This window comes from Caulobacter sp. NIBR2454 (assembly GCF_027474405.1).
Classification (GTDB): Bacteria; Pseudomonadota; Alphaproteobacteria; order Caulobacterales; family Caulobacteraceae; genus Caulobacter.
On record NZ_CP114871.1, the window covers coordinates 2,294,048 to 2,309,384 of the forward strand.

At 63.9% G+C, this 15,337-nt stretch carries 28 protein-coding genes; all 28 read right to left on the bottom strand.

The window, feature by feature from the left end:
* Positions 1 to 59: 59 nt before the first annotated feature.
* The 28 genes from O5K31_RS11255 to rplB all read right to left on the bottom strand — a co-directional run bounded on the left by O5K31_RS11255 (position 60) and on the right by rplB (position 15,335).
* The gene (locus tag O5K31_RS11255) at positions 60 to 1,319 is read right to left on the bottom strand and encodes a TCR/Tet family MFS transporter (protein ID WP_269713690.1); all 1,260 of its coding nucleotides are present in this window, start codon (positions 1,317 to 1,319) and stop codon (positions 60 to 62) included.
* Positions 1,316 to 1,804 (bottom strand): SRPBCC family protein, encoded by a 489-nt coding sequence (locus O5K31_RS11260; RefSeq protein ID WP_269713691.1) that lies wholly within the window; start codon positions 1,802 to 1,804, stop codon positions 1,316 to 1,318. Before O5K31_RS11260 ends, O5K31_RS11255 begins: the two co-directional genes overlap by 4 nt.
* Positions 1,801 to 2,139: an ArsR/SmtB family transcription factor gene (locus O5K31_RS11265; protein ID WP_269713692.1), complete on the bottom strand. Its 339-nt coding sequence runs from the start codon at positions 2,137 to 2,139 to the stop codon at positions 1,801 to 1,803. Before O5K31_RS11265 ends, O5K31_RS11260 begins: the two co-directional genes overlap by 4 nt.
* Positions 2,136 to 2,591: a VOC family protein gene (locus tag O5K31_RS11270; RefSeq protein ID WP_269713693.1), complete on the bottom strand. Its 456-nt coding sequence runs from the start codon at positions 2,589 to 2,591 to the stop codon at positions 2,136 to 2,138. The genes O5K31_RS11265 and O5K31_RS11270 overlap by 4 nt, the downstream gene beginning before the upstream one ends.
* Positions 2,592 to 2,778: 187 nt before the next feature.
* Positions 2,779 to 3,126 (bottom strand): arsenate reductase (glutaredoxin), encoded by a 348-nt coding sequence (arsC, locus tag O5K31_RS11275; RefSeq protein ID WP_269713694.1) that lies wholly within the window; start codon positions 3,124 to 3,126, stop codon positions 2,779 to 2,781.
* An 85-nt stretch (positions 3,127 to 3,211) separates the two neighbouring features.
* Positions 3,212 to 3,625, bottom strand: coding sequence for a 50S ribosomal protein L17 (gene rplQ, locus O5K31_RS11280; RefSeq protein ID WP_269713695.1), 414 nt, complete (start codon positions 3,623 to 3,625; stop codon positions 3,212 to 3,214).
* Positions 3,626 to 3,797: 172 nt separating this feature from the next.
* Positions 3,798 to 4,814 carry a DNA-directed RNA polymerase subunit alpha gene (locus O5K31_RS11285; RefSeq protein ID WP_269713696.1) on the bottom strand — a complete coding sequence of 339 codons (1,017 nt, stop codon included), beginning with the start codon at positions 4,812 to 4,814 and terminating at the stop codon, positions 3,798 to 3,800.
* Between the two features lie 74 nt (positions 4,815 to 4,888).
* Entirely contained in the window at positions 4,889 to 5,278 is a 390-nt protein-coding gene (gene rpsK, locus O5K31_RS11290) for a 30S ribosomal protein S11 (protein WP_269713697.1), read from the bottom strand.
* Between the two features lie 12 nt (positions 5,279 to 5,290).
* Complete coding sequence (rpsM, locus tag O5K31_RS11295; RefSeq protein ID WP_269713698.1) at positions 5,291 to 5,659, bottom strand: 30S ribosomal protein S13; 369 nt, start codon at positions 5,657 to 5,659, stop codon at positions 5,291 to 5,293.
* Between the two features lie 169 nt (positions 5,660 to 5,828).
* Complete coding sequence (locus tag O5K31_RS11300) at positions 5,829 to 6,401, bottom strand: adenylate kinase (RefSeq protein ID WP_269713699.1); 573 nt, start codon at positions 6,399 to 6,401, stop codon at positions 5,829 to 5,831.
* A gap of 60 nt (positions 6,402 to 6,461) precedes the next feature.
* A complete protein-coding gene (gene secY / locus O5K31_RS11305) occupies positions 6,462 to 7,814 on the bottom strand; it encodes a preprotein translocase subunit SecY (RefSeq protein WP_269713700.1) in 1,353 nt (450 codons plus the stop codon).
* Between the two features lie 117 nt (positions 7,815 to 7,931).
* Positions 7,932 to 8,417, bottom strand: coding sequence for a 50S ribosomal protein L15 (gene rplO / locus O5K31_RS11310; protein ID WP_269713701.1), 486 nt, complete (start codon positions 8,415 to 8,417; stop codon positions 7,932 to 7,934).
* A gap of 104 nt (positions 8,418 to 8,521) precedes the next feature.
* A complete protein-coding gene (gene rpmD / locus O5K31_RS11315) occupies positions 8,522 to 8,704 on the bottom strand; it encodes a 50S ribosomal protein L30 (RefSeq protein ID WP_269713702.1) in 183 nt (60 codons plus the stop codon).
* A 3-nt stretch (positions 8,705 to 8,707) separates the two neighbouring features.
* The gene (gene rpsE / locus O5K31_RS11320; protein WP_269713703.1) at positions 8,708 to 9,289 is read right to left on the bottom strand and encodes a 30S ribosomal protein S5; all 582 of its coding nucleotides are present in this window, start codon (positions 9,287 to 9,289) and stop codon (positions 8,708 to 8,710) included.
* Between the two features lie 10 nt (positions 9,290 to 9,299).
* On the bottom strand, positions 9,300 to 9,656 hold the full coding sequence (rplR, locus tag O5K31_RS11325; RefSeq protein WP_269713704.1) for a 50S ribosomal protein L18: 357 nt from the start codon (positions 9,654 to 9,656) through the stop codon (positions 9,300 to 9,302).
* 3 nt (positions 9,657 to 9,659) lie between these two features.
* Entirely contained in the window at positions 9,660 to 10,193 is a 534-nt protein-coding gene (gene rplF, locus O5K31_RS11330; protein WP_269713705.1) for a 50S ribosomal protein L6, read from the bottom strand.
* Positions 10,194 to 10,210: 17 nt separating this feature from the next.
* Positions 10,211 to 10,609: a 30S ribosomal protein S8 gene (rpsH, locus tag O5K31_RS11335; protein ID WP_269713706.1), complete on the bottom strand. Its 399-nt coding sequence runs from the start codon at positions 10,607 to 10,609 to the stop codon at positions 10,211 to 10,213.
* Between the two features lie 10 nt (positions 10,610 to 10,619).
* Complete coding sequence (gene rpsN / locus O5K31_RS11340; RefSeq protein WP_269713707.1) at positions 10,620 to 10,925, bottom strand: 30S ribosomal protein S14; 306 nt, start codon at positions 10,923 to 10,925, stop codon at positions 10,620 to 10,622.
* Position 10,926: 1 nt separating this feature from the next.
* Positions 10,927 to 11,496 carry a 50S ribosomal protein L5 gene (rplE, locus tag O5K31_RS11345; RefSeq protein ID WP_269713708.1) on the bottom strand — a complete coding sequence of 190 codons (570 nt, stop codon included), beginning with the start codon at positions 11,494 to 11,496 and terminating at the stop codon, positions 10,927 to 10,929.
* Positions 11,489 to 11,803, bottom strand: a complete 315-nt coding sequence (rplX, locus tag O5K31_RS11350) for a 50S ribosomal protein L24 (RefSeq protein ID WP_269713709.1) — start codon at positions 11,801 to 11,803, stop codon at positions 11,489 to 11,491. Before rplX ends, rplE begins: the two co-directional genes overlap by 8 nt.
* Complete coding sequence (gene rplN, locus O5K31_RS11355; protein WP_269713710.1) at positions 11,803 to 12,171, bottom strand: 50S ribosomal protein L14; 369 nt, start codon at positions 12,169 to 12,171, stop codon at positions 11,803 to 11,805. The genes rplX and rplN overlap by 1 nt, the downstream gene beginning before the upstream one ends.
* Before the next feature lie 17 nt (positions 12,172 to 12,188).
* On the bottom strand, positions 12,189 to 12,428 hold the full coding sequence (rpsQ, locus tag O5K31_RS11360; protein ID WP_269713711.1) for a 30S ribosomal protein S17: 240 nt from the start codon (positions 12,426 to 12,428) through the stop codon (positions 12,189 to 12,191).
* A 10-nt stretch (positions 12,429 to 12,438) separates the two neighbouring features.
* On the bottom strand, positions 12,439 to 12,630 hold the full coding sequence (rpmC, locus tag O5K31_RS11365) for a 50S ribosomal protein L29 (protein ID WP_269713712.1): 192 nt from the start codon (positions 12,628 to 12,630) through the stop codon (positions 12,439 to 12,441).
* Positions 12,631 to 12,632: 2 nt separating this feature from the next.
* Positions 12,633 to 13,064: a 50S ribosomal protein L16 gene (gene rplP / locus O5K31_RS11370; protein WP_269713713.1), complete on the bottom strand. Its 432-nt coding sequence runs from the start codon at positions 13,062 to 13,064 to the stop codon at positions 12,633 to 12,635.
* A 13-nt stretch (positions 13,065 to 13,077) separates the two neighbouring features.
* Positions 13,078 to 13,830 carry a 30S ribosomal protein S3 gene (gene rpsC / locus O5K31_RS11375; protein WP_269713714.1) on the bottom strand — a complete coding sequence of 251 codons (753 nt, stop codon included), beginning with the start codon at positions 13,828 to 13,830 and terminating at the stop codon, positions 13,078 to 13,080.
* The gene (gene rplV / locus O5K31_RS11380; RefSeq protein ID WP_269713715.1) at positions 13,830 to 14,210 is read right to left on the bottom strand and encodes a 50S ribosomal protein L22; all 381 of its coding nucleotides are present in this window, start codon (positions 14,208 to 14,210) and stop codon (positions 13,830 to 13,832) included. The genes rpsC and rplV overlap by 1 nt, the downstream gene beginning before the upstream one ends.
* 3 nt (positions 14,211 to 14,213) lie before the next feature.
* A complete protein-coding gene (gene rpsS, locus O5K31_RS11385) occupies positions 14,214 to 14,492 on the bottom strand; it encodes a 30S ribosomal protein S19 (RefSeq protein ID WP_269713716.1) in 279 nt (92 codons plus the stop codon).
* 3 nt (positions 14,493 to 14,495) lie between these two features.
* Positions 14,496 to 15,335, bottom strand: a complete 840-nt coding sequence (gene rplB / locus O5K31_RS11390) for a 50S ribosomal protein L2 (protein WP_269713717.1) — start codon at positions 15,333 to 15,335, stop codon at positions 14,496 to 14,498.
* Positions 15,336 to 15,337 lie beyond the last annotated feature (2 nt).

Below are 15,337 nucleotides of genomic sequence, written 5' to 3' on the forward strand. Positions count from 1 at the left end.
CGATTCTCCGATAGTCAGGCGAGGAACAACAGCGAAGTTTTCCGGCGCAATGATGGCGCTTAAGCGGCCGGCGCAGGCGCAGGTTCCGCTTGCGCCGGCTTGGCGACCTTCAGCGCGGTCAAGAAGGCCGCGCCGGTCAGGCCGCCGGCGATCAGGACGGCCAAGCCTGGCATGTGCAACACCGCGTCGCGATGCACCGACCAGGCGAAGACCGTGGTGTAAAGCGCCGGTCCGAACAGGCCGGTAATGCCCATGATGCTGGAGTTGGCGCCCTGTAGCTGACCCTGCTCCCACGGCTGCACCCGGCGGCTCATCAGGCCCATGAGGCCGGGCTGGATCAGACCCGAAAGCGCGAAGATCGGCAGGCCGATCCAGTACAGCTCCTGCGTCGGGGCGAGGCCATAGACCGCAAAGCCTACGGTCATGCTGAACAGGCCGATCAGCAACGCCCCACGCTCGCCCAACGCCTTGACGACGCGCCCGACCAGAAAGGCCTGGACAAGAATGTTGGCGATACCCGTGGCCATCAGCATGAAACCCACGTCGCGCGGCGACCAGCCGTAGCGATAGCCGGTGTACAGCACGAAGATGCTGGGGAGCACATGATGTGCTAGCTGGAAGAAGCCGGACACGAACGCCAGACCGGCCAGATCGGAATTGGAGCGCAGCAGCTTCAGAGAACCGATCGGATTGGCCTTCTTCCAGTCGAACGACTTGATGCGTTTCTCCGGCGGCAGGGATTCCGGCAGTACGAAGTAGCCGTACAGCCAGTTGGTCAGCGCCAGGCCCGCGGCCACGTAGAACGGCAGACGCAGGTCGATATCGCCCAGAAGGCCGCCCATGGCTGGGCCGATCGTGAAACCGACGCCCCAGGCCGCGCCAATCAGGCCAAAGCTCTGGGCGCGTTTCTCCGGCGGAGTTACGTCGGCGATATAGGCGCCGGCGGTGGCGAAGCTGGCGGCGGTGATCCCGTGGATGACGCGGCCCACAAACAGCAGAGCCAGGGTCGGCGCCAGCGCCATGAACAGATAATCCACCCCCAGACCGAAGATCGAGATCAGGATCACCGGCCGTCGCCCGAAACGGTCGGACAGCATCCCCAGGATCGGAGAGCAGAAGAACTGCATCAGCGCCCAGACCGTGCCGAACAGACCCACCCAAAGCGAAGCCGACGCGGTGTCCCCGCCGGCCAGCTCCTTCACCAGGTTGGGCAGGACGGGGATCATGATGCCCAGTGACAGCACGTCCATCAGAGCGGTGGCGAAGATGAAGCCCAGCGCGGCCTTGCGGCGGCTCGCGCTGACGGGTTGTTCAGTCATTGAGGCGCGCCCTCCCCGGCGTCGATCCCAGACTTAAGCGAAGCCAGCAGCGCCCGCCACCACTCTCCATGCCGCTGTAGGAACAGCGTTTCGGGAAAGCCATGCTTGGCCACATGTTCGGCGGGCACGGTGTCCCAGCCGCGATGTTCGACGGTGACTCGGGTCTCGTCCTCGACCGCTTCGAAAGTCACGGTGACCTCGGTATCCTGGCCGAGGGCGAAGGTCGCCTGCCGCCAGCCGAAGACCAGGCGATGCGGCGCCTCCCAAGCGCGAATCTTGCCGACCTCGAACACCTTGCCGCTGGGCAGGGTCTCGATCAGGCGTCCGCCTTCCTCGCCCTCGAACGACAGCAGGCCCGGCGAGCGTGGAGTGAAGGCGAAGGTCGGGTTGGGCTTCCACCACAGGCCGATGTCGCGAACGAAGACGTCGAAGGTCCGCTGCGGCGACGCCTTCACCCGCAGGGCGACCACAACGCGGGAGGTCACCGAAGCGGCTCCGGCTGGCTTTCGATATGCGCCTTGAACATCACGAGCTGGTCGGCCCACATCTGCTCTGTCTGGGCCAGCCAGCGCGACAACTCCTGCATGGGTTCGGCCTTCAGGGCATAGATGCGCACCCGGGCGTCGAACATCGGGTGGCTCTCGTAAATCAGCCCCGCCTCGCGCAGGGTTCTCAGATGCCGGCTGAGCGCCGGCGGCGACAAGCCGACAATCTTGGCCAGCTCACCAGCCGCGCGTGGATGCTCGCGCAGGGCCTCCACCACCTTGCGGCGGCTGGGCTCGGCCAGGGCGGCCAAGGTCAGATCGACAGCCGCGCTCATGAGCGCATGGTGGTGACCACGCCGGCCACGGCGTCCCACTCCTTGGGCGTCATGGTCTGCACGGTCTGGCCGACCGTCCAGATGTGGCCTTCCAGATCTTTGCAGCGATAGGTGCGGTCGCCGTAGAACTGCGTCTCCGGCGCGGCGACGATGACGGCGCCGGCCTGGCGCGCGCGCTCGCAATGGGCGTCTATGTCGGTCTTCACATGGATGTGGATGGTCTGGGTCATCAGCCCGCCCATGGATGCCGGGCTGCGGTGCTCGACGGTCCACTCGTTGCCGACCATCACCAGGGAATCCTCGAAGCGCATCTCCGAGTGCATGAGCTCGCCGTCAGGGCCCTCGATCAGCATGTCGATCTCGAAGCCAAAGGCCTTCTGCAACCAGTCGAGAGCGGCGCGCGGGTCTTTGTAGACCACAGCGGAGATCAGGGCGGGGCGATGATCGGACATGGCCGACTCCTTTGCGCTTTGTGAGAATATTTAACGCATAAAGAAACTAGTTGGGCAAGAGAAAGCCTTTGCGTCCTTCGAGACGCCGCTGCGCGGCTCCTCAGGATGACGAGCGCGGTTTGCTACTGAATCCGTCATCCTGAGGAGCGCTCGCCAGAGCGCGTCTCGAAGGACGCACACAAGGGTTTCAGAGAACTTCCGCGAAACGCTCGATTGGGCGGGCCACGACCGCGCCCTTCGGACCCACCACGATAGGTCGCTCCACCAAAACGGGATGCTCGACCATGGCGTCCAGTATCCGGTCGTCTGACACGCCGTCTTCCAGCAGGCCCAGTTCGCCCGCCAGAGCGCCCTTGGTCCGCAGGATGTCGCGGGGCGTCAGCTTCAGTTGCTTGAGCAGGTCTTGAAGCTGGAGCTTGGTCCACCCGGTCTTCAGGTACTCGACAATAACCGGTTTGGCGCCCGCTGCCCCCAGCGCCTCCAGCGTTTTGCGCGAGGTGGAGCAGACGGGGTTGTGGAAGATGGTGACGGTCATGCCCCCTCACCTACCCCAGCCAGCGGGCAAAGAAAAAGCCCCGGAGCGAACCCCGGGGCTTTGAATTCCTTGAAGCCGAGGCTTCTTAGTCTTCGCTGTCGACCACGTGGACCGGGCCGGAGTCCTTGCCCTTTTCCGACACGTCGCGATCGACGAATTCGATCACGGCCATCGGGGCGTTGTCGCCGTAGCGGAAGCCGGCCTTCAGAACGCGGATGTAGCCGCCTTCACGCGACTGGTAGCGCGGGCCGAGAACGGCGAACAGCTTGCCGACTTGCTCGACGTCGCGGACCTTGCTGATCGCCTGACGGCGAGCGTGCAGGTCGCCGCGCTTGGCGAGGGTGATCAGCTTTTCGACGATCGGGCGAAGTTCCTTCGCCTTGGGCAGAGTGGTGACGATCTGCTCGTGCTTGATCAGCGACGCGGACATGTTCGCGAACATGGCGATGCGGTGGCTGGTCGTACGACCCAGTTTACGGTGAGCTTTACCGTGACGCATAGTGGTCTCTCCTGGGCCGCGGCCCGCATTGGCGCTTAGCGCCGATTGTCACCAGTCCCAGCCTTCATCCCGCCTGGGTAAGTGCTAAGCGCCGGAGCCCTCCACCGCTGTTGCGGCTTCAAAGGGCCCGGACCGGCCTTGCGGCTCGGTCCGGATTAAGCGCGGCAGTCTCTTAGATCTGGTCTTCGAACTTCTTGGCCAGGTCTTCGATGTTTTCCGGCGGCCAGTTCGGCACGTCCATGCCGAGGTGCAGACCCATGCCAGCCAGCACTTCCTTGATTTCGTTCAAGGACTTGCGGCCGAAGTTCGGCGTGCGGAGCATTTCCGCTTCCGTCTTCTGGATCAGGTCGCCGATGTAGACGATGTTGTCGTTCTTCAGGCAGTTGGCCGAACGGACCGACAGCTCCAGCTCGTCGACCTTCTTCAGCAGAGCCGGGTTGAACGGCAGCTCCGGCTTGGACTCGTCCGCGGCCTTGGCCTTGGGCTCGTCGAAGGTGATGAAGATCTGCAGCTGGTCTTGCAGGATGCGGGCGGCGTAGGCCACCGCGTCAACCGGCGAGACGGCGCCGTTGGTCTCAACTTCCAGGATCAGCTTGTCGTAGTCGAGCGACTGGCCCTGACGGGTCGGCTCGACCTTGTAGGCGACGCGCTTGACCGGCGAGTAGATCGAGTCGACGGCGATGAGGCCGATCGGCGCGTCTTCAGGACGGTTGCGCTCGGCCGGGACATAGCCCTTGCCGGTGTTGATCGTGAACTCCATGCGCACCTGGGCGCCTTCGTCCAGCGTGCAGAGCACGTGGTCGGTGTTCAGGATCTCGACGTCAGCAGGCGTTTCGATCTGGCCGGCGGTGACCGGACCAGGGCCCGTGGCGCGCAGGGTGATGCGCTTCGGACCTTCGCTATGCATGCGCACGGCGAGTTGTTTGATGTTCAGCACGATGTCGACGACATCTTCCCGAACGCCTTCCAGCGACGAGAACTCGTGAACCACGCCGTCAATCTGGACGGCAGTCACGGCGGCGCCTTGCAGCGAAGACAGAAGAACGCGCCGAAGCGCGTTGCCGAGAGTCACGCCAAAGCCGCGCTCGAGCGGTTCAGCGACGATGCGAGCCTTGCGGCTGGCGTCGACGCCCGTCTCGATCTGCGGCTTCTCGGGGCGGATCAGCTCGTTCCAGTTTCTTTCGATCACAGTCGGATCCCTTGAACGCGGCTCGCCGGCCACGAATCTCGCAGCCGGCGTAGGGAAGTTTGGTTGGTCAGGCCTTAAACGCGCCGGCGCTTGGGCGGCCGGCAACCATTGTGCGGAATCGGAGTGACGTCGCGGATCGTGGTGATCGTGAAGCCGACCGACTGCAGAGCGCGCAGCGCCGATTCACGGCCCGAACCCGGACCCGAGACGTTGACTTCCAGCGTCTTCACGCCGTGGTCAGCAGCCTTGCGGCCAGCATCTTCAGCAGCCATCTGCGCGGCGTACGGGGTCGACTTACGCGAGCCCTTGAAGCCCATCATGCCGGCGCTCGACCAGGAGATGGTGTTCCCCTGAGCGTCGGTGATGGTGATCATCGTATTGTTGAACGACGCGTTCACATGCGCGACGCCCGAGGTGATGTTCTTGCGTTCGCGCTTTTTTACGCGAGCCGGTTCCTTGGCCACGATCTAGCTCTCTTACTTCTTCTTGCCGGCGATCGGCTTGGCCGGACCCTTGCGGGTGCGGGCGTTCGTGTGCGTGCGCTGACCGCGGACCGGGAGGCCCTTACGATGACGCAGGCCGCGATAGCAGGCCAGGTCCATCAGGCGCTTGATATTGACCGCCGTCTCGCGACGCAGGTCACCCTCAACCGTGAAGTCACGGTCGATGGTTTCACGGATCTGCAGCACTTCGGCGTCCGTGAGCTCGTTCACGCGGCGCGCCTCGTCCAGACCGACCTTCTGCATGATGTCATGCGCGGACTTCTGGCCGATGCCGTGGATGTACTGAAGCGCGATGAGAACGCGCTTGTTCGTCGGAATGTTGACGCCTGCGATACGGGCCACGTCTATTAATCTCCTGATCACGCCAATAAGCGCGAAGGGCACAGAGGCCACAACCCGAGTGAGTTGAGCCTACGCGCGCCATCGCGCCTTTCGCGGAAGCGCACCGTTATAGGGATCGGCGCGCTCCCGTCAACCTTTGAAACGGGGAAAGTTCCCCGCTCCGCGAAGCTTATTTACCGACCTTGCCAAGGGCTACGTCGATGTCGGCCGCAACAGCCTCCACCGGCCCCATGCCGTCCAGCTCGATCAGCTTCCCCTGCCCCTGATAATAGGGAAGCAGCGGAGCCGTCTGGTCGTTATATGCCTTCAGCCGAGTGGCGAAGACGTCCGGATTGTCGTCGGCCCGGCCCTGTTCGGCGAATCGCTTGGCGATCCGGGACATCAGGGCCGACTCGTCTACCTTCAGACGCAGGACGACATCAACCTTTGCGCCGCGGCGGGCCAACATGGCGTCGAGCGCCTCGGCCTGCGCCACGGTCCGCGGAAAGCCATCGAAGATGGCGCCGCCGGCGGCCTCGGCCTCCGGCAGGCGGTCCTCGATCAGGGCGATGACGATCTCGTCCGTGACCAGGTCGCCCCGATCCAGCACGCCCTTCACCTTCTGGCCCAGCTCGGAGCCGGAGGCGATGGCGGCGCGCAGCATGTCGCCGGTCGATAGCTGGACCATGCCATGCACATCGACCAGACGCTTTGCTTGCGTCCCCTTGCCGGCGGCCGGCGGTCCAAACAGGATCAAATTCATCAAAACCCCTCGCCCATCCAGCGGGTCTGCGCCCGCTCGTTTCCTGGCCCTAGTTCAGCACTAGCGTCCGCGACCGCCGCCGCGCAACTTCGACTTCTTGATCAGGCCTTCATACTGGTGCGCCAGCAGGTGGGACTGGATCTGGGCCACGGTGTCCATGGTCACGGTCACGACGATGAGGATCGAGGTGCCGCCCAGATAGAACGGGGCCTTGTAGAAGCCGATCAGCGCTTCGGGCAGAAGGCAGACCAGGGTGATGTAGGCGGCGCCGATCACGGTCAGCCGGGTCAGGACATAGTCCAGGTACTCGGCGGTCCGCTTGCCCGGACGGATGCCCGGCAGGAACCCGCCATACTTGCGCAGGTTCTCGGCCGTATCGTCCGGATTGAACACGATCGACGTGTAGAAGAAGCAGAAGAACACGATCAGCAGGCCATAGGCGACCATGAAAGCCGGCTGGCCATGCTGCAGCTGGCCCACCATGCCGGGCACCCATTGGGCCCAGGCCGGAAGGTTGGCGTTGGCCAGGAAGCCCATGACCGTGGCCGGCAGCAGCAGCAGCGATGAGGCGAAGATCGGCGGGATGACGCCCGCGGTGTTGATCTTCAGCGGCAGGAACGAGGTGTCGCCACCGAACATGCGGTTGCCGACCTGGCGCTTGGGATACTGCACCAGCAGGCGGCGCTGCGAGCGCTCGACAAACACGATGGCGAAGATGACCGCCACCGCGATGCCCATGATGGCGAACATGGCGAAGGCCGACAGGGCGCCCGTACGGGTCATTTCGAACATCTGCCACACGCCGCGCGGCAGGCCCGCCACGATGCCGGCGAAGATGATCAGGCTGACGCCGTTGCCGACGCCGCGGCTGGTGATCTGCTCGCCCAGCCACATCAGGAACATGGTCCCGCCGGTCAGGGCGACGATCGTAGAGATGACGAAGAACAGGCCGGGATTATCCACCAGGCCAGGGCTGGCTTGCAGGCCCATGGCGATGGAGCCTGACTGGAAAAGGGCCAGGAGGACGGTCAGGTAGCGGGTGTACTGGTTGAGGGTCTTGCGGCCCGCCTCCCCGCCTTCCTTCCGCAGCTTCTCCCATGGCGGATACACCGTGCCCATCAGTTGCACGATGATCGACGCCGAGATGTACGGCATCACGTTCAGGGCGAAGATGGCCATCCGCTCGACGGCGCCGCCCGAGAACATGTTGAACATGCCCAGGATGCCCTGGGACTGGCCGCCGAACGCCTGGGCGAACGCGGCCGAATTGATGCCCGGAATGGGGATGTAGGTGCCCAACCGGTAGACGACCATCGCGAGGATGGTGAACCAGATACGCTTGTGAAGCTCCGACGCCTTCTGGAAGGAGCCGAAGTTCATGTTCGCTGCGAGCTGTTCTGCGGCTGACGCCATCTAGATCAAGATTCCCACGACTATGTGGCGAGACACATAAGGAAGGCGGCGGGCGTTGTCACCCGCCGCCCCCTTGTAGAATGCCCTGCCCGACGCGGCGTCGGGCGAGGAGATTGTTTAGGCTTCGGCTTCGGCCTGGACGGGACGGGTCTGGGTGACCTTGCCGCCGGCGGCTTCCACGGCCTTCACGGCCGACGGGGTGGCCGCATAAACGGTGATGTCGAGCTTGGCCTTCAGTTCGCCCTTGCCCAGCAGCTTCACGCCATCCTTCTTGCGACGGATCACGCCAGAGGCGATCAGGGCGTCGGCGTCGATGGCCTTCTTGATGTCGAGCTTGCCGGCGGCGACCGCCTGCTCCAGACGCCACAGGTTCACTTCAGCGAACTCCTTGGCGAACGGGTTGTTGAAGCCGCGCTTGGGCATGCGCATGTGCAGCGGCATCTGGCCGCCTTCGAAGCCCGCCAGCGCGACGCCGGTACGGGACTTCTGACCCTTCACACCACGGCCGGCGGTCTTGCCCTTGCCCGAACCCGGGCCACGGCCGACGCGCATACGGTTCTTGGTGGAGCCTTCGCGAGGAGCGAGTTCGTTGAGTTTCGTCATGGTGCCTCTCCTTGGAGATCTGCGCCGGGACCCCTGCCCCGACTCGGCTTTGAAAAAGTAATCCGCCCACCTGCGATGCACGCGGGTGGGCGGATGTAGCGGTCTTAGCCGACCACTTCAACCAGGTGGGCGACCTTGGCGATCATCCCACGGACAGAAGCAGTGTCCTCAAGCGTGGACTCGCGGCCCATCTTGTTGAGGCCCAGACCGGCGAGCGTGGCGCGCTGGTCCTTGGTGCGGCGGATCGGGCTCGCCGTCTGGCGAACAGTTACAGTCTTGGCAGCCATGGTTTAGCCCTCGATCGAGTCCGGGGCCGAAGCGCCATCGGCACGACGGCCGAGGATGTCGCCAACCTTCTTGCCGCGCTTGGCGGCGATCTGGCGGGGCGATGCTTGGGCCTTCAGCGCTTCAAAAGTGGCGCGGACCATGTTGTACGGGTTGGACGAGCCGGTCGACTTGCCCACGACGTCCTGGACGCCGAGGGTTTCGAGGACGGCGCGCATCGGACCGCCGGCGATGACGCCGGTGCCCGGAGGGGCCGAGCGGACCATGATCTTGCCGGCGCCCCAACGGCCTTGGCCGTCGTGGTGCAGGGTGCGCGATTCCCGCAGGGGAACGCGGATCATGGACTTCTTGGCTTCCTCGGTGGCCTTGCGGATGGCTTCCGGCACTTCACGCGCCTTGCCATGACCGAAGCCCACGCGGCCCTTTTGGTCACCAACGACCATCAGAGCAGCGAAGCTGAAGCGACGGCCGCCCTTCACGGTAGCGGCGACGCGGTTGATGTGGACCAGTTTCTCGACGATGTCGCTTTCGACTTCCTCGCGGTCGCGGGGACGACGGTCGCGGCCGCCTTCGTTCGGACGAGCCATGATCAGATCCTCAGAAGTTCAGGCCGGCTTCGCGCGCGGCGTCAGCCAGGGCTTTCACCCGGCCGTGATAGATGTAACCGCCACGGTCGAAGACGACCTCTTTGACGCCCTTTTCGATGGCGCGTTCAGCCACCAGCTTGCCGACATTGGCCGCAGCGGCCTTGTCGGAACCCTTGGCCTTCGCGTCGCCTTCCAGCGACGAGGCGGCGACGAGGGTGACGCCTTGGGCGTCGTCGATGACCTGGGCGTAGATGTTCTTGCCCGAACGGAAGACCGACAGACGAGGACGGCCGTTGGCCAGCTTCTTGAGGCGCGTCCGGTTGCGCTGAGCGCGGCGGACGGCGGATTCGCGAGGAGAGAGCGCCATGGCTTACTTCTTCTTGCCTTCTTTGCGGCGGACCTTTTCGCCGGCGTAGCGCACGCCCTTGCCCTTGTAGGGCTCGGGCGGACGGATCCGACGGATCTTCGCCGCGATTTCGCCGACAGCTTGCTTGTCGATCCCGGTGATCTTGATCTCGGTCTGCTTGGGCACCGCAAAGGTGATGCCGTTCGGAGCCGGGATATCAACATCATGGCTGAAGCCGAGCTGCATGGAGAGCGCTTGGCCCTTCATCGCAGCGCGGTAACCGACGCCGACCAGCTCGAGGGTTTCCTCGAAGCCTTGGGTCACGCCGAGGACCATGTTGTTCACCAGGGTGCGGGACAGGCCCCACATGCCGCGAGCGCGCTTGGAGTCGTCGCGCGGCGTGAGGCTCAGCTCGTTACCTTCCTGCTTGATCTCGACGTCGTCGGAGACCGTCCAGGAGAGCTGGCCCTTGGGACCCTTAACCGTGACCGTCTGGCCCGAGAGCGTGAGAGTCACGCCCGACGGGATGGAGACAGCTTTCTTACCAATACGAGACATGTCTTTTCCCTCCCCGCCTAGTAGACGCGGCAGAGGACTTCGCCGCCGACATTAGCGTCGCGGGCGGCGGAGTCTGACATGACGCCCTTCGGCGTCGAAAGGATCGAGATACCAAGGCCGTTCTTGATCGGCTTGAGATCCTTGATCGACGAGTAGACGCGGCGGCCCGGCTTGGACACGCGCGAAATCTCGACGATCACGGGCTCGTTGTCGAAGTACTTGAGCTCGATTTCGAATTCCGGGAAGGCGCCCGGCTTCTCGACCAGCGAGTAGCCGCGGATGTAGCCTTCGTCGGCCAGCACGTCGAGCACGCGGGCGCGCAGCTTCGAGGCCGGGGTAGACACCTTCGAACGCTTGCGGGTCGCGGCGTTCTTGATGCGAGCGATCATGTCGCTCAGGGGATCGTTCATCGACATCTGATCGTCCTCACCAGCTCGACTTGACGAGGCCGGGGATCAGGCCTTGCGAACCGAGTTCGCGCAGGCTGATCCGGCTCATCTTGAGCTTGCGATAGTAAGCACGCGGGCGGCCCGTGACTTCGCACCGGTTACGGATGCGGGTCTTGGACGAGTTGCGCGGCAGCTTCGCCAGCTTCAGGCGGGCTTCAAAGCGTTCTTCGAGGGGCAGGCTTTCGTCGACGGCGATCGCCTTCAGCGCGGCGCGCTTGTCGGCGAGTTGCTTGACGAGGGCCTTGACCATCTCGTTACGGTTGACGGCGCTTTTCTTGGCCATATCAGTTGTCCTTCCCGCCAGTGAACGGGAACTGGAATTCGCGAAGAAGCTCACGAGCTTCGTCGTCGGTCTTCGCAGTCGTGCAAACGATGATATCCATGCCCCACATCTGATCGATCTGGTCATAGTTGATTTCGGGGAACACGATGTGCTCCTTCAGACCCATCGCGTAGTTGCCACGGCCGTCGAAGCTGGTCGGCTTCAGACCCCGGAAATCCTTCACGCGCGGCAGCGCGATCGTGACCAGGCGATCAAGGAACTCGTACATGCGTTCCTTGCGCAGGGTGACCTTGGCGCCGATCACCATGTCTTCGCGCAGCTTGAAGCCGGCGATCGATTGGCGGGCGCGGGTCGGGGCCGGCTTCTGACCGGCGATAGCCGCCAGGTCCTTCATGGCGATCTGGACCTTTTTGGAGTCCGCGACAGCCTCACCGATGCCCATGTTCAGCACGATCTTGTCGAGCTTGGGGACCTGCATTTCATTCGTGTAGCCGAACTTGGTCTTCATCGCCGAGCGGATCTGCTCGCGATAGACCGTCTTCAGCCGCGGCTCGTAAGCTTGATCAGCCATTGATCACCTCGCCCGTGGTCTTGGCGAAACGAACCTTCTTGTCACCTTCCACACGGAAGCCGACGCGGGTCGCTTTGCCTTTGGAGTCCACCAGCGACACGTTCGACACGTGCAGCGGGGCTTCCTTGTTTTTGATGCCGCCCTGGGGGTCGCCCTGGGTGGGACGAGTGTGGCGCTGAACGATGTTCAGACCTTCGACCAGCACGCGCTCTTCCTTCGGGAAGACGGCCAGGACCGAGCCTTGCTTGCCCTTGTCCTTGCCGGTGAGCACGACGACGCGGTCACCCTTTTTGATCTTGGCGGCCATTACAGCACCTCGGGGGCGAGGGAGATGATCTTCATGTGGTTCTTGGCGCGCAGTTCACGGGGAACCGGGCCGAAGATCCGCGTGCCGATCGGCTCGCTCTGCTTGTTGACGATGACGGCCGCGTTCTTGTCGAAGCGGATCATCGAACCGTCTTTGCGCTTGATGCCCTGGCTGGTGCGCACGACGATGGCGCGCAGAACGTCGCCCTTCTTCACGCGGCCGCGGGGAATCGCTTCCTTGACGGAGACGACGATGACGTCCCCGACGTGGGCGTAGCGGCGCTTAGCGCCGCCAAGCACCTTGATGCACATGACCCGGCGGGCGCCAGAGTTATCGGCGACTTCCAGGTTAGTTTGCATCTGGATCATGGCTTAACCTTCCAGACTTAGGCCGAAGCCTTGGGAAGGACTTCCCAGGTCTTCAGCTTGGACTTCGGCGCGCACTCGATGATGCGGGCGATTTCGCCCGCCTTGTACGCGTTGGACTCGTCGTGCGCGTGGTACTTCTTGGACCGACGCACGATCTTACGGAGGACCGGGTGAACGATGGTCCGTTCGACCTTCACCACCACGGTTTTGTCGCCCTTATCGGAGACGACAACCCCCTCGAGGATACGCTTGGGCATATCGTTCTCCTTAAGCCGCGGCCTTGGCGCGCAGCACGGTCTTGATCCGCGCGATATCCTTGCGGATTTCGTTCACGCGGTGGGTCTTTTCGACCTGACCGGTCGCCGCCTGGAAGCGCAGGTTGAACTGCTCCTTCTTCAGGTTCAGCAGGTTCTCGGTCAGTTGATCGGGCGTGAGGGCCCGGATGTCGGTGATCTTCATGGCTAGGCCTCCATCGCCATGCCGGCGTCGAGCCGGGTGACGATGCGGGTGCGGATCGGAAGCTTGGCGGCGCCCAGCTTCAGAGCCTCACGCGCGATATCGTCCGGCACGCCGTCGATTTCGAACATGATGCGGCCAGGAGCGACGCGTGCGGCCCAATGGTCCACAGCGCCCTTACCCTTACCCATCCGGACTTCGGCCGGCTTGCCGGTGACCGGCACGTCCGGGAAGATACGGATCCACACGCGACCTTGGCGCTTCATCTGGCGAGTGATCGCCCGACGAGCCGCTTCGATCTGACGAGCGGTGATCCGTTCCGGCTCGACGGCCTTGAGGCCGTAAGCGCCGAAGTTGAGTGCAGCGCCGCCCTTGGTGTTGCCGTGGATACGGCCCTTGAACTGCTTGCGGTACGTAGTGCGTTTCGGTGACAGCATGGCGCTCTAATCCTTACGCGCGCTCGCGACGGTCGCGACGGTCGCCGCGGTCCGGGCGATCGCCACGCTCACGTCCGCCGCCTTCGCCGGCCGGGCCGGACTCAGTGGCGAGACGCTTGTCCAGCGCCATCGGGTCATGTTCCAGCACTTCGCCTTTGAAGATCCAGGTCTTCACGCCGATGATGCCGTAGGTGGTCTTGGCTTCAGCAAAGCCGTAGTCGATGTCCGCACGCAGGGTGTGCAGCGGCACGCGACCTTCGCGGTACCACTCCATCCGAGCGATTTCGGCGCCGCCGAGACGACCCGAGACGTTGATCCGGATGCCCTTGGCGCCGAGGCGCATGGCCGACTGGATCGAACGCTTCATGGCGCGACGGAAGGCGACGCGGCGCTCGAGCTGCTGGGCGATGTTCTCGGCCACCAGCTGGGCGTCAGTTTCAGGCTTGCGGACTTCGACGATGTTCAGGTGAACTTCGCCTTCGGTCAGGGCCGACAGGTCCTTGCGGAGCTTGTCGATGTCGGCGCCCTTCTTGCCGATGATCACGCCGGGACGCGCTGCGTAGATGGTCACGCGGCACTTCTTGTGCGGACGCTCGATGATGATGCGCGAGACGCCGGCGGCGTTCAGGCGATCCTTCAGGAAGCGACGCACCTTGATGTCCTGGTGCAGCAGCTTGCCGTACTGGTCGCCGTCGGCGAACCAACGGCTGTCCCAGGTGCGGTTAACGCCGAGCCGCAGCCCGACCGGATTGACTTTCTGACCCATCAGGCGGCCTCACCCAGTTCGCGGACCACGATCGTGATCTCGGAGAACGGCTTTTCGATACGCGAAGCGCGACCGCGAGCACGCGGCGAGAAACGCTTCATGACCAGGTTCTTGCCCACGAACGCTTCGGCGACGACCAGGCTGTCGATGTCGAGGTTGTGGTTGTTTTCGGCGTTCGAGATGGCCGAGTACAGAGCCTTGCGCACATCCTTGGCGATGCGCTTGTGGCTGAACTCGAGCTCGTTGAGGGCGCGCTGCACCTTCAGGCCGCGGATCGACTGAGCCACGAGGTTCAGTTTCCGGGCGCTGGTGCGCAGGTTCACGACCTTCGCCATGGCTTCGGTCGGCTTTACCCGACGGGCTTTAGCTTGCTTCGACATGGCCTACTTCCTCTTGGCCTTCTTGTCGGCAGCGTGGCCCGGAAAGCTTCGCGTAGGCGAGAACTCACCGAACTTCATGCCGACCATGTCTTCCGACACGAGCACGGGAACGTGCTTGAGGCCGTTGTAGACGCCGAACGTCAGACCGACGAACTGCGGCATGATCGTGGAGCGGCGCGACCAGGTCTTGATCACGTCCTTGCGGCCCGACGACAGAGCGGCGTCGGCCTTCTTCAGGAGGTAGCCGTCGACAAACGGCCCTTTCCAGACGGAGCGGGTCATCGCTTAGCGCGCCTTCTTAGCTTTGTGACGGCTGCGGATGATGAACTTATCCGTAGCCTTGTTCTTGCGGGTCTTGCGGCCCTTGGTCGGGACGCCCCACGGGGTGACCGGGTGACGACCGCCCGAGGTGCGGCCTTCACCACCGCCGTGCGGGTGGTCGACCGGGTTCATGGCGACGCCGCGGACGTGCGGACGACGGCCCATGTGACGAGAACGCCCGGCCTTGCCGAGGTTCTGGTTCATGTGATCCTGGTTCGACACCGCACCGACCGTGGCCATGCAGCTGTCTTGCACCATGCGAAGCTCGCCCGAACCCAGACGGATCTGGGCGTAGCCGGCGTCACGGCCGACCAGCTGGGCGTAGGCGCCGGCCGAACGGGCGATCTGGCCGCCCTTGGCGGGCTTCAGCTCGATGTTGTGGATGATCGTGCCGATCGGCATCGAGCGCAGCGGCGAGGCGTTGCCCGGCTTCACGTCGACCTTTTCGGAAGCGATGATTTCATCGCCGGCCTTGAGGCGCTGCGGAGCCAGGATGTAGGCCAGCTCGCCGTCGGCGTACTTCACCAGCGCGATGAAGGCCGAACGGTTCGGGTCGTACTCGAGACGTTCGACCGTCGCGGGCACGTCGAACTTGCGACGCTTGAAGTCCACGATGCGATACAGGCGCTTGGCGCCGCCGCCACGGAAACGGACCGCGATGCGACCGTTGCCGCCACGACCGCCCGACTTGGTCAGACCCTCGACGAGGGACTTCTCGGGCTTGCCCTTGTGGAGCTCGGACTTGTCGACCAGCACCAGGGCGCGACGGCCCGGCGAAGTCGGATTGAAATGCTTCAGAGCCATGG

Bases quoted from the DNA above. Each gene is read 5' to 3' on its own strand.
- rplR (WP_269713704.1), bottom strand. From the start codon at position 9,656: ATGGCGCTCTCTCCTCGCGAATCCGCCGTCCGCCGCGCTCAGCGCAAC.
- rplP (WP_269713713.1), bottom strand. From the start codon at position 13,064: ATGCTGTCACCGAAACGCACTACGTACCGCAAGCAGTTCAAGGGCCGT.
- rpsS (WP_269713716.1), bottom strand. From the start codon at position 14,492: ATGACCCGCTCCGTCTGGAAAGGGCCGTTTGTCGACGGCTACCTCCTG.
- rplF (WP_269713705.1), bottom strand. From the start codon at position 10,193: ATGTCTCGTATTGGTAAGAAAGCTGTCTCCATCCCGTCGGGCGTGACT.
- rpmD (WP_269713702.1), bottom strand. From the start codon at position 8,704: ATGGCTGCCAAGACTGTAACTGTTCGCCAGACGGCGAGCCCGATCCGC.
- rpsQ (WP_269713711.1), bottom strand. From the start codon at position 12,428: ATGCCCAAGCGTATCCTCGAGGGGGTTGTCGTCTCCGATAAGGGCGAC.
- rpsN (WP_269713707.1), bottom strand. From the start codon at position 10,925: ATGGCCAAGAAAAGCGCCGTCAACCGTAACGAGATGGTCAAGGCCCTC.
- rplQ (WP_269713695.1), bottom strand. From the start codon at position 3,625: ATGCGTCACGGTAAAGCTCACCGTAAACTGGGTCGTACGACCAGCCAC.
- O5K31_RS11265 (WP_269713692.1), bottom strand. From the start codon at position 2,139: ATGAGCGCGGCTGTCGATCTGACCTTGGCCGCCCTGGCCGAGCCCAGC.
- O5K31_RS11255 (WP_269713690.1), bottom strand. From the start codon at position 1,319: ATGACTGAACAACCCGTCAGCGCGAGCCGCCGCAAGGCCGCGCTGGGC.
- O5K31_RS11270 (WP_269713693.1), bottom strand. From the start codon at position 2,591: ATGTCCGATCATCGCCCCGCCCTGATCTCCGCTGTGGTCTACAAAGAC.
- rplE (WP_269713708.1), bottom strand. From the start codon at position 11,496: ATGGCTGATCAAGCTTACGAGCCGCGGCTGAAGACGGTCTATCGCGAG.
- rplB (WP_269713717.1), bottom strand. From the start codon at position 15,335: ATGGCTCTGAAGCATTTCAATCCGACTTCGCCGGGCCGTCGCGCCCTG.
- rplX (WP_269713709.1), bottom strand. From the start codon at position 11,803: ATGGCCGCCAAGATCAAAAAGGGTGACCGCGTCGTCGTGCTCACCGGC.
- secY (WP_269713700.1), bottom strand. From the start codon at position 7,814: ATGGCGTCAGCCGCAGAACAGCTCGCAGCGAACATGAACTTCGGCTCC.
- rpsE (WP_269713703.1), bottom strand. From the start codon at position 9,289: ATGGCTCGTCCGAACGAAGGCGGCCGCGACCGTCGTCCCCGCGACCGC.
- arsC (WP_269713694.1), bottom strand. From the start codon at position 3,126: ATGACCGTCACCATCTTCCACAACCCCGTCTGCTCCACCTCGCGCAAA.
- rplO (WP_269713701.1), bottom strand. From the start codon at position 8,417: ATGACGAAACTCAACGAACTCGCTCCTCGCGAAGGCTCCACCAAGAAC.
- rpsC (WP_269713714.1), bottom strand. From the start codon at position 13,830: ATGGGTCAGAAAGTCAATCCGGTCGGGCTGCGGCTCGGCGTTAACCGC.
- rpsH (WP_269713706.1), bottom strand. From the start codon at position 10,609: ATGTCGATGAACGATCCCCTGAGCGACATGATCGCTCGCATCAAGAAC.
- O5K31_RS11300 (WP_269713699.1), bottom strand. From the start codon at position 6,401: ATGAATTTGATCCTGTTTGGACCGCCGGCCGCCGGCAAGGGGACGCAA.
- rpmC (WP_269713712.1), bottom strand. From the start codon at position 12,630: ATGAAGATCACCGACATCCGGGCCCTCACGCCCGATCAACTGACCGAG.
- rplV (WP_269713715.1), bottom strand. From the start codon at position 14,210: ATGTCGAAGCAAGCTAAAGCCCGTCGGGTAAAGCCGACCGAAGCCATG.
- rplN (WP_269713710.1), bottom strand. From the start codon at position 12,171: ATGATCCAGATGCAAACTAACCTGGAAGTCGCCGATAACTCTGGCGCC.